General features: G+C 27.0%; 13 protein-coding genes and 1 other annotated feature. Of the genes, 2 read left to right on the top strand and 11 right to left on the bottom strand.

Annotated features, from left to right (window positions below):
* Positions 1–47: 47 nt before the first annotated feature.
* From VLM92_RS01010 to VLM92_RS00995, 4 genes are read right to left on the bottom strand one after another with little or no spacing between them, the layout of a single operon-like run.
* Entirely contained in the window at positions 48–221 is a 174-nt protein-coding gene (locus VLM92_RS01010) for a hypothetical protein (RefSeq protein ID WP_325274492.1), read from the bottom strand.
* A 27-nt stretch (positions 222–248) separates the two neighbouring features.
* Positions 249–641 (bottom strand): flavodoxin family protein, encoded by a 393-nt coding sequence (locus VLM92_RS01005; protein ID WP_325274491.1) that lies wholly within the window; start codon positions 639–641, stop codon positions 249–251.
* Between the two features lie 2 nt (positions 642–643).
* Entirely contained in the window at positions 644–2,425 is a 1,782-nt protein-coding gene (locus VLM92_RS01000) for a SpoIIE family protein phosphatase (RefSeq protein WP_325274490.1), read from the bottom strand.
* 27 nt (positions 2,426–2,452) lie between these two features.
* A complete protein-coding gene (locus VLM92_RS00995) occupies positions 2,453–2,926 on the bottom strand; it encodes a hypothetical protein (protein WP_325274489.1) in 474 nt (157 codons plus the stop codon).
* Positions 2,927–3,041: 115 nt separating this feature from the next.
* Between VLM92_RS00995 and VLM92_RS00990 the strand changes: the two genes are divergently transcribed.
* A complete protein-coding gene (locus tag VLM92_RS00990) occupies positions 3,042–3,515 on the top strand; it encodes a hypothetical protein (protein ID WP_325274488.1) in 474 nt (157 codons plus the stop codon).
* A gap of 245 nt (positions 3,516–3,760) precedes the next feature.
* Here the strand turns inward: VLM92_RS00990 and VLM92_RS00985 are convergent, their stop codons facing one another.
* The 4 genes from VLM92_RS00985 to hpt all read right to left on the bottom strand — a co-directional run bounded on the left by VLM92_RS00985 (position 3,761) and on the right by hpt (position 6,350).
* Positions 3,761–3,931 (bottom strand): hypothetical protein, encoded by a 171-nt coding sequence (locus VLM92_RS00985; protein WP_325274487.1) that lies wholly within the window; start codon positions 3,929–3,931, stop codon positions 3,761–3,763.
* A 142-nt stretch (positions 3,932–4,073) separates the two neighbouring features.
* On the bottom strand, positions 4,074–4,286 hold the full coding sequence (locus tag VLM92_RS00980; protein WP_325274486.1) for an alpha/beta-type small acid-soluble spore protein: 213 nt from the start codon (positions 4,284–4,286) through the stop codon (positions 4,074–4,076).
* A gap of 104 nt (positions 4,287–4,390) precedes the next feature.
* Positions 4,391–5,617, bottom strand: a complete 1,227-nt coding sequence (locus VLM92_RS00975) for an NAD(P)/FAD-dependent oxidoreductase (RefSeq protein ID WP_325274485.1) — start codon at positions 5,615–5,617, stop codon at positions 4,391–4,393.
* Between the two features lie 211 nt (positions 5,618–5,828).
* Positions 5,829–6,350, bottom strand: a complete 522-nt coding sequence (gene hpt, locus VLM92_RS00970; protein WP_325274484.1) for a hypoxanthine phosphoribosyltransferase — start codon at positions 6,348–6,350, stop codon at positions 5,829–5,831.
* A gap of 279 nt (positions 6,351–6,629) precedes the next feature.
* On the opposite strand from hpt, the gene VLM92_RS00965 reads away from it, so the two are divergent.
* Complete coding sequence (locus VLM92_RS00965) at positions 6,630–7,715, top strand: histidinol-phosphate transaminase (protein WP_325274483.1); 1,086 nt, start codon at positions 6,630–6,632, stop codon at positions 7,713–7,715.
* 282 nt (positions 7,716–7,997) lie between these two features.
* Here VLM92_RS00965 and VLM92_RS00960 read toward each other — a convergent pair whose 3' ends face one another.
* The 3 genes from VLM92_RS00960 to asnA form a co-directional block, all read right to left on the bottom strand.
* Positions 7,998–9,197, bottom strand: a complete 1,200-nt coding sequence (locus tag VLM92_RS00960) for a dicarboxylate/amino acid:cation symporter (RefSeq protein ID WP_325274482.1) — start codon at positions 9,195–9,197, stop codon at positions 7,998–8,000.
* 262 nt (positions 9,198–9,459) lie between these two features.
* Positions 9,460–9,840 (bottom strand): DUF1232 domain-containing protein, encoded by a 381-nt coding sequence (locus tag VLM92_RS00955; protein ID WP_325274481.1) that lies wholly within the window; start codon positions 9,838–9,840, stop codon positions 9,460–9,462.
* Between the two features lie 84 nt (positions 9,841–9,924).
* Complete coding sequence (gene asnA / locus VLM92_RS00950; protein WP_325274480.1) at positions 9,925–10,929, bottom strand: aspartate--ammonia ligase; 1,005 nt, start codon at positions 10,927–10,929, stop codon at positions 9,925–9,927.
* Positions 10,930–11,125: 196 nt separating this feature from the next.
* Positions 11,126–11,385: a binding site (T-box leader), on the bottom strand.
* Positions 11,386–11,583: the final 198 nt, after the last annotated feature.

Below are 11,583 nucleotides of genomic sequence, written 5' to 3'. Positions count from 1 at the left end.
TTAAATGAAAATTTAGATAATTATATAAAAGATATAAAGAAGCTTGATTAATCAAGCTTCTTTATATCTTTTATATAATTATCTAAATTTTCATTTAAAATATTTTTAAATTCAATATTATCTTCATATCCTTCTTTATCTGTATTATTTAAATGAAGGTTGTAAATTAATTTATTATTTATGCTCTTAAAGAAGAAGTCCATAACTATTTGCCCACCCATGAATTGAGTTTCATAGGAAAAAGAACCTCATACTGCAATATACATTCCTATACGTTTTTTATTTCTATCTATTGATGGTTTGTTTAATATGTATTTACTTGCATAAATAGCTTGAGTTCTATCTACAACTGTTTTTACTTTAGCTGATACACAATCAAAATGTACTGGACTTATTACGATTACTCCTTTTACCTTATCAAACATTTCATACATTGGAGTCATATCATCTTTTATTCTACAGTAACCCGTTTTATCACAAAATCCACAAGCTGTGCAATATTCTATATTCATGTCGTATATATTAAACACTTCACTACTTATATTATTTTCTGTTAATTTACTATTTATTTCATTTGCCATTTTAAAACAGTTTTTACTTCTTCTTGGACTTCCATTTATTATTAAAATCTCTGTATTCACTTTTATCCCCCCTGTTTATCTTTTAACATAACTACTAAAATATCATCGTCATAGTTATTTTTTCCTGCAAATTCTTTTAGTTGTAATTTTAAATTTTCAACTATTTTTTGTTGACTAAATCTAAAGTTATGTTGTAAGAATTTTTCTAATTTAGAAATTCCATATTCTTGTTTTAATTCATTCTTTATTTCTAATATCCCATCTGTGTACATACATACCATGGAATATTCTTCTATTTCTTGAGTATTGTCAACATACTCTGCATCTTCCATTATTCCTATTGGTATTCCCTTTATACAATTTAAGTCACTTACTAATGTCCCATCTTTTTTTATAATTATTGGACTATAATGACCTGCATTTGATATTGTTATTGTGTTTGATTTTGTATTAATCATACTTATTAAACAAGTAGTAAATACTCCCATTTTATCAAACTCATCATATAGCATTTTATTTAAATTAGTCATTATTTCACTAGGAGTTTTGTATTGATGACAAAGCACTTTAAAAGCCCCTTTTATTATTGCTACTACATAATTAGATACCATACCATGACCCATAACATCAGCTACTATATAAACTATCCTATCTTCATCAACTCTCATAGCATAGTAGAAATCTCCGCCTACTACTCTTGCGGGTTTATGATAATAACTTAATTCTTTTTGATCATTACACTCCATTTTACCTTTATCCATTATAAGTTTTTGCTGTTTATTTAAAAGGTTTAGCTCATTTGCTAAAACTTTATGTTTAACTTCTTCAATATTATATTCATAAAGTTGCATAGCTACTGAAACTTGTTTCGCTAATATACTTAATATATTTAAATCATCATTAGTATAATTTTGGCTATTTGCACATACTATACAACCAATTACCTCGTTCTTATCTTTTAATTTATAATATATATAACTTTCTAACTTACTTCCATCTTTACAATTTATTTTTATATTATTAGAATATGAACCCATAGAATCTTGAGATACAATACTTTCTATTATCGGATATACATTTATTTGTTTTTTATCTCCACTATTATAGCAATTGAATAGTCTGTTTCTATATTCTTGCTCATTAATAATTATTATAGCTTCCTTACTATTTGTAATATTACAAGCTTGTTTACTCAAATGTTCTAAGAATCCATTTATATTTTTGTTAAGATACAGTTTTTTTGTAGCTTCGTTTATAGATGATATGGCACCTCTTAACTTGTGTATTAATAATTGAGTATTATTATTTTTCGTAGTTATTTCTATTGATAAACTTATTAAAGACGATACTGAAGATATGAAGTCTATATCTTGTTCTGTTAAATAATCTTCTTCAGTTAAAAAACATGTCATAAAACCTACTACTACGTTATTTATTATAAAAGGAAAAACAATCCGACCTATATATCCTTCTGCTTTAGCTAATTCTCGTTCTTGCTCTGCTCTTTCATCATTAAATACATTTTCTATATATACTTTCTTTTTTTCTTTCACAGCTTCATGCACGTATTTAGGATATTCATTAAAATCTATTTTTACACCTCTTGGACTATTCATAGGGAAAACTTGGGGTATATACTCTAGCGTTTTTGAACACACTAAATAGGCATGTTGATAATTATTTTTATAAAATAAATTCACACACGCCTTAGTTGGATGGACCACTTCAAGCATCTTTTCTACTATTTTATCTTTTATACTAAAAAAGTCTGTTGACTCTGTTACCATAGCGGATATATCTACTAAATTTTTCATTTTGTAACTATCATTATTAGAATTCCTCATGTCAGTGTTCCCCCTAGTTTTATTTATCTATTTAATATTACTATATATGTCTTTTATAGTAAATACAAAAACTACCATAAAACTAAGCACTATAGCTATATTAAAGCCTGCTACGAGCCCAATTATTAAAAGTATTATAAGTACATTTAATCCTGACTTGCTTCCTTCACTATCTATGTTTATTTTAGGTAATTCAATATTATTTTTAAAACTTTCTATACTTTCTCTTATTTGCTGTTCTAGCTTGATTTTATATATTATATAAGCTATCTCCACTAAAAATATTCCTATTCCAAATATAGTATTTATATTGAATGCTAATATAAGTATAACCATTGCCATTATTAGTTTAATAAATTTTAAAAATATACTATCTATCTTCAAAGTAATATTTCTAATTTCCTTACATTCATCTCTTAATGTGTAGCCTGATGATGACATTCCTTTCATTTTAGTCTTTACTATTTCAGAATAAAATAGCTTAATTATACCATTTATCATTTTAAATCACTCCTTTTACATATATTTGTAATTTTTACAATTATAATATTTTTTATACTTGTCAATAATAAAAAGGTCAGTTTTTTTTAAAATCATATTAAAAGGAGTGTTTTTTATGCAGATTGAACAGCTTGACTTAGAAACACGTAGTAAAATATATAGTTATACAAAAAAAATTCTCCGTAAATACCAAAAGGGAATTACAACAGGTAAGCTTACTGCTGATAAATTTGCAGAAAATATTTTGTCTGACGAATGTATTAGCGATATATTAGATGAAAAAACTTTATCTGAGCAAGACTTTAGACTATCGTATATTGATTATATACAAACACTAATCCATATGCAAAATGAAAATTTATCAAATAGTAAAAAAACAAAAAATAGGACGGTTCCTGAGAAACCAACTATAACTCAAAAAATTCAACTTAAAAATTTACTTTCTTCTACAGGATATAGTTTGTCTATACCTTATGAGTATTTAACAGCTATTGATGTGGAAAGTATAATAAAGTACATAAGTACAGGATTTATTGATTTAGGAAATGAAAGAATATACAACTACGTACATAGGCCTAATCCAAATTAATATAAAAAATTTGCTTCGCTAATGTCGCTCAAATAGTTCGCCCACACGTGGCTCAAACGACATTTAAAATCAAATCCGTTGCTTGATTAACATATTGATGAACTATTTCAAGTCTATCAGTTGGTATTATAATTTATCTATAATTTTAAAATGAATATAATTTCCTATGTATTATAAAAAAAGAAGTCTAAAGACTTCTTTTTTTATAACAATCTAATACTGACTATTTTATAGTTTAACTTATATTATCCTAATGCTTTTTCTAATTTTGATAAATGTTGTATTGGATAATATCTTAGCAACTCTCTAAATTCAGTTACTGATAATCCTTCTGTTGTTGTGTAAATACGAATCTTTTCATCTAAATCCGCATTTATAAATTTAGTTTTTATTTCTTCAAAGTTAACAGTAGACATACGTATCACTCCTTATGTAATATATTTCTTACTTATTTTATCCATCCATAAGGATTTTATCCAAGTCTTAAAGTTTTTAATCCTCATAAAAAGTAAACCTTATAGCTTATAAGCTATAAGGTTTACTTTAATTAATCTTCTATTATTGTTGCTTTCCTGACATTTGTTGTTCTGCCATTTCAACTAATTTCTTAGTCATATATCCACCTACGTAACCATTTTCTCTTGCTGTAAGGTTTCCTTTATCAACTTGTTGATAGTTTGACATACCAAGTTCATTAGCTATCTCTAATTTCATTTGATTTAAAGCTGCTTTTGCTCCTGGTACTGCTTTTTTATTATTAGTATTTGACATTGTTGATTACCTCTTTTCTGATATAATTTTATTACTTGATAATATTATATGAATTTGTCAATTTAAAATCCGAGGTAAGTTTTACCACCAAGTTTGAAAAATACCTAACAATAATATCCTGCCAAATATCCTGTTGAAAATGCTATTTGAAGATTAAATCCTCCTGTATACGCATCAACGTCTATAACTTCACCAGCAAAAAATAATCCTTCTACTAACTTAGATTCCATTGTGCTTGCATTTATTTCACTTACTTTTACTCCTCCAGATGTTATTATAGCTTCATCTATTGGTCTATATCTTTTTAATGTAAAGGTTAAGTTCTTTAACAAATGAACTAAATTCTTTCTTTGCTCTCTAGATATTTGATGTACTACTAATTCTGAATCTATTTCACTTAGTTTTATTATTACTGGTATTAATTTCTTAGGTAATAAATCATCTAATGCTTTCTCAAACTTTTTATTAGTATATTTTTGGAAATCTTTTTGTATTCTCTTATCTAATTTTTCTTCATCTAGTGCAGGTTTTAAATCTATAACTATTTTATAGTTTTCTTTAGTAGTATCTTTCATTCTACAGCTAGCTGATTTAATTACAGGACCATCTAATCCATATTTAGTAAATTCAAGTTCTCCAAAATCATCGTATACTTTTTTATTTTTGCTATTATATACCGTAATAGCTATATTTCTAAGCGCTAATTTTTCTAAATCTGCTACAAAATTTTCTTGTACTTCCATTCCTATTAATGATGGCTTAATATCTGTTATCTTATGTCCTTGAGATGCTGCAAACTTATATCCATCTCCTGTTGAACCCGTAAGAGGATAGCTAAGTCCTCCCGTAGCGATTATTACAGAATCACATTTTATTTCTTTTTTAGTATTTAAAATAATTTTTTCTATTTTATTATTTTTGGATACTATTTTATCTACTTTTGCATTTAATATCAGCTTTACGTCTTTACTTTTTATTTGTTTTTCGAGTGCATTAGCTATATCGTGAGCTTTATCACTTTCAGGAAAAACTCTTTTTCCTCTTTCTGTTTTTGTTTTTACACCAAGCTTATTAAACATGTTTATAACATCTGCATTTGTAAATGTATAAAATGCACTATATAAAAATTTCCCATTAGTAGGTACATTTTCTATTAATTCTTCAATTTCACAGTCATTGGTAATATTGCATCGCCCTTTTCCTGTTATTAAAATTTTCCTTCCTACTCTATGATTTTTTTCAACTAAAGTTACATCTAATCCTCTATCTGCCGCAACTGAAGCCGCCATCATACCCGCTGCTCCCGCTCCTATCACTACTACTTTTTTCAAAATTACACCTCTTTTAATATCTGTCTTCTAATTTAAATAATTCAAATAAAACTAAATACTTTTTACTTATCTTAACATAATCAAATATTTTACCAAATAAAATAATAATATACTTAATTAAACATCTATAGCATTATCATCATGATATAAAAAAGCGCCAATCACAAAATTAGCGCTTTAAAAGTTAACTTTTATAAGTTTAATTATATTATTATTCTCCAACCACACCTATATAAGGTAAGTTTCTATACTTTTCTGCCCAGTCAATTCCGTATCCTACTATAAATTTATCTTCTATAACAAATCCTACATAGTCAACTGGTATATTAACTTTTCTTCTTTCAGGTTTGTCTAATAGTGTACATAATTTTAAAGACTTAGGATTTCTAGTTTTAAGTGCTGCAACTAAGTTGCTTAAAGTTAATCCTGAATCTATTATATCTTCAACTATTAATACATTTTTACCTTCTATATTAACATCTAAGTCTTTTAGTATTTTTACAGTTCCTGAACTTTCAGTTGAATTTCCATAACTAGAAACACTCATAAAATCTATATTAACATCTAAATTTATTTTTCTTATTAAGTCAGAAACAAATACACTTGCTCCTTTAAGGATACCTACTACTAATAATTCTTCTCCTTTAAAATCTTTTTCTATTTGCTTAGCTATTTCACTTACTTTTTGAGCTAATTGTTCTTCAGATATCATTACTTCTGTAACCTTGAACATATTAATCCTCCTAATTTTTACGTATATTATTGTAATTATAGTATATCATACATCTCAAAATAATAGAATTTTTTTATTTTATTTTTAATAATAATTCGTTTATATGTAATTCTATACAACATTATAATTATATTTTACCCGTAAAGTGACTATACTATTAAAATTAACAATATAATTTAGAATCTTATATTTATTTTTATTTAATATTTTCTATTTTTCTTATACATAAAATTTTATTTGTATTATAATTTAAATATACAAACTAAGGAGGTATTTTTTATGAGTGTAAATCATGGCGCTAATTTATATGACTTATCTAAAAAATATGGTTTTTCAAAAGATGAGTTTTTAGATTTTAGTTCTAATATAAATCCATTTGGAGCATCTAAGCTTGCTAAGGAATATGTTATAAATAATATAGATCAAGTTTCTATATATCCAGATCCTAATTACATAAATTTAAAAAAATCTATATCAGATTATTGTAATTGTTTAGAAAAAAATATAATTTTAGGAAGTGGTGCAACTGAATTAATTTCTTCTTTTGTAAAAACCATTAATCCTAGTAATGCCTTATTACTTTCTCCTGCTTATTCTGAATATGAAAAAGAATTAAGTAAAATTGAGTGTAACATCGATAAGTACTATTCTAGGAAAGAAAATGATTTTAAAATTGATATAATTGATATAAATGAACTTATTAATAATGTTAATAAAAACAACTATCAATTAATAATTATATGTAACCCTAGTAATCCAACTGGTTTTACTTTTACATGTAGTGAAATTGAGATGTTATTAAAAAATACAAGTGCTTTTGTAATGGTAGATGAAACTTACATTGAATTTACTGATTCAAATAAATTTTCATCTACTAAGTTAGTTGATACTTATGATAATTTATTTGTTATAAGAGGAACTTCTAAGTTCTTTTCTACACCAGGCATTAGACTCGGGTATGGACTTATTTCTAATAAAAAGGTACAAGAAAGTATTAACTCTAATTTAGATTTATGGAATATAAATATTTTAGCTTCTTTGATGGGTGAAATCATGTTTAAGGATAACGATTTTATAAATAATACTGTTAATGTAATGACTGAGCAAAGAACTTTATTAATTAATGAACTTAGAAAGTTAGATGATCTGAAAGTTTTCGATAGTCAAGGTAACTTCATATTATGTGAAATTACGTCAAAGAGTTTAACTGCTAAAGAAGTTAGAGAAAAATTAATTCCTCATAAAATTATAATTAGAGATTGTGCTTCTTTTGATGGATTAGATGAATACTTCTTTAGAGTATGTATTTTAAAGCCTGAGGAAAATCAACTTCTACTAGATTCTTTACGTAATATCCTAAAATAATAAAAAATTGACTTCTCTTGAGCGACATGTCGACGAATCACTTTATGTCGCTCAAATGGTTTGTCAATATGTGGCTCAAACGACCTTGTAAAGATCAGGTCTGTTGATTGAGAAACGTGTTGGCGACTGTTTTAAGCTTAATAGTTGAATTTATACGAAAATTATATTTATCAACAGTTTTAAAATGAATATAATTTCCTATGTACTATAAAAAAACCTTCAAGAAAATCAAATTTTCTTGAAGGTTTTTTATTATTTGAAGTAAATTTATTGGCTTATTAATTAAGCAGCTCTCTTATTATCTTTTTTAGATATTTTGTTGTTTATATGATCAACAACCGCTGCTATAGCGTTATCTCCAGATACGTTTGCAGCTGTTCCGAAACTATCTTGAGTTAAGTATAAAGCTATCATTAAACTTGCAAGTCCACCATCTGATGGTATACCTATCATTGGTAAGAAAGGAAGTGCACTCATTATTGCTCCACCTGGTGCTCCTGGTGCTGCAACCATTGCTATACCTAACATTAATATGAATGGCATCATAGTAGCAAAACTATGGTCCATACCGTTCATCATAAGTACCGCAACTGCAAATGATGTAACAGATATTATACTTCCTGATAAGTGAATTGTTGCACATAAAGGTACACAGAATTCTCTTATTTCTCTACTTACGCCATTGCTTTTAGCACATTCAACGTTAACTGGTATAGTAGCCGCTGAAGATTGAGTACCTATAGCTGTTAAATATCCAGGTATTTGGTTCTTTAACATCTTGAAAGGATTTCTTCCAGTGAAAGTCCCTGCCGCTACAAATTGTAACGTGATGTATATCAAGTGTAGAGGTATTACTATTAAGTAAACTCTCCAGAATACATTTAATATACTCCAAACTTGTCCAGCATAAGTTATATTAGCAAATGTTCCTGCTATATATATTGGTAATAATGGTATTATTATTGTAGATAAAGTTTTTGTGATTATTTCTTGGAATTCTAAAGCCATTCCATATAAAGTTTCACCTTTACCATTGTTTCTTAAAGCTGATATTCCAAGACCTAACATAAATGCAAATACTATTGCAGCTGTTACGTCTACCATTGGTGCTAATGGTATACTGAATATTGCTGATAACATTCCAGCTTCAGGATCCCCTATTTGCGATGCAACACTTGGATCTATGAAAGATGGGAATATTGTTGATGCTACTAAGAATGCTGTTGTTCCTGCTACTATAGTAGAACCATATGCAATTCCTGTAGTTATTCCTAATAATTTTCCAGCTCCTGTTGCTAAATCTGCTATACCAGCTGTAACAAATCCTATTATTATAAATGGTATAACGAATTTTAAGAAAGCTGAGAACAATGTACTTGCAGTTACTAAAATTTTAACTATAAATTCTGGTGCAAAGCTACCGATTAATATACCGGCTATGATACCCATAATTAACTTAGGAACTAATCCTATTTTCTTCATGTAAGTGTCCCCCCTTGTTGTTTTTTGTCTTTCTATAGTCTATAATAAGGTATTTTTTCCATTTAGTCAACGTTTTCCCCCCTTTTTTTGTTTTTTCTTCATTTTTTTGCTTGTATTTATTTTTTAGTTTAATTTTTAATTTTATAAATCTTGTTTTTTCAATTTTTATTTTTTTGAAATCATCGTCCAATCAACTCGAATTATAATAAATTAAATTAAATTTTAAATTAAAAATAGTAGTGATAAAATATCACTACTATTTTTAATCTCTTATATGAAAATCTACATCCTCTATAATTTTAGGATCTTTATTTTTTTTTATTATTTTCTTATATTTTTCTATCTCCTCATTAACAATTCCTAAGCTCCAAACCAATACAAACATATCATCTATAAATCCAAATATACCAACTATTATTTCTGGTATAAAATCTATACCTGATACTATATATATAATTGCTATAGTTAACGCAAATATTAATCTGAACTTATTTATTATATTCACTCTTTTATCGCTTATAAAATCAGGTATCTTAAATATATTTATGATAAAAAGCAACCCCAATTTAGCTTCCCTAAATCTCACTAAAACTCTTTTTAAACCATCTAATAAAGCATCTATTACTTTCATTAAGTTTTTCATATTTATCACCCCATAAGTTTAACTTAAAACCTATTATAACCTATATGCTTTTTTTGATAAATATATTAAATTAAATTTATATAATTAAAGTAAGTGTACTTCGGCAGCACTACACTTTTTCACCATTTCTTTCGGCCATATGCCAACTTGAACCTCTCCTATATGTGCTTTATTTAAAAAGTACATACATATTCTTGATTGACCTATCCCTCCACCTATAGTATATGGAAGTTCTCCATTTAATAATGCTTTATGATAGTCTAAACTTCTTCTATTATCACAGCCTGATACTCTTAATTGTCTATCTAAACTTTCTTCATCTACTCTTATTCCCATTGAAGATAATTCTATTGCATTGTCTAGCACTGGGTTATAGAAAAGTATATCTCCATTTAAATCCCAATCATCGTAGTCTGGGCTTCTTCCATCATGTTTGTCTCCACAAGTAAGTTCTTTTCCTATTTGCATTAAAAATACAGCACCTTTATCTCTAACTATTTTATCTTCTCTTTGCTTTGGTGTTAACTCTGGGTACATATCTAATAATTCCTGAGATGTTATAAAAGTTATTTCTTCTGGAAGAACTCTTTTTATCTCTGGGTACATTTGATGAACATGTTCTTCTGTTTCTTTAAATACTCTATATATTTTTGTAACTACATTTTTTAAAGTTTCCATATTTCTATCGCTTTTATCTATCATAAGTTCCCAGTCCCATTGATCTACATATATAGAATGGATATTATCTAGCTCTTCATCTTTTCTAATAGCATTCATATCTGTATATATTCCTCTTCCAACTGAGAAACCATATTTCTTTAAAGCCATTCTTTTCCATTTAGCTAAAGATTGAACAACTTCAGCTTTTTTCCCCATATCTGGAACTTGAAAACTTACTGCTTTTTCTATTCCATTTAAATCATCATTTGTACCTGTTTCAGGTAATACAAATAATGGTGATGATACTCTTGTAAGTTTTAATGTTTCTCCTAATCTATTTTCAAAAAAATCCTTAAGATGTTTTATCGCTTGTTGAGTTTGAATAACTCCTAAACTAGTTTTATATTGCTCTGGTATTATTAAACACATATTTTATACTCTCCTTATATTTTAGTTTTTTATAACTTGCCTTCTTTTAGCTATGTTACATAATTAATTTTATAATTTGAGTATGACGTCATACATTTTTACTACTTATTACTTCTATTTTTATTATAATATTGTAGCTAGGTCTGGCCATGACCTTTTTTGTATATAAAAAAACCTCTCGTCTCTATATATAAAATATAGGGACGAAAGGTTATTCTTCCGCGGTACCACCCTGATTAACTTGAAAAAATCAAGTTCTCCTTATAATGTAGCGAGATTTCTCTCAGTACATTCCAACTTGATAACGGATTGGTTCCGGCTAAGCCTACTATTTATGATAAAATTTCGGTTAGCAACTCCAGGATGTTCTTCAATATAGGCTTCGTATTGGACTCTCACTATCACCAACTCGCTGAAACTACATACTATATCTACTCTTCCTTTCACAGTCTTTAAGACTTATTATTCATTACTCTTATATCTTGTAGTAATTTTAATCTATTAATTTAGCTCTGTCAACTCAATTGTTTTTTCCGCTTAATTAACTATCCTTATTTATTGCGTGTATTTTCTGAATTTTTATTCATTTATATTGAATTTTGATAAAATAGCTTTATTTTATTAAATTAAATTTTACTTTTACTATATATTAAA

The sequence above is a fragment of the Romboutsia sp. genome, assembly GCF_035470145.1.
Taxonomy (GTDB): domain Bacteria; phylum Bacillota; class Clostridia; order Peptostreptococcales; family Peptostreptococcaceae; genus Romboutsia_D.
This window is presented reverse-complemented; position numbering and strand designations above follow the sequence as displayed.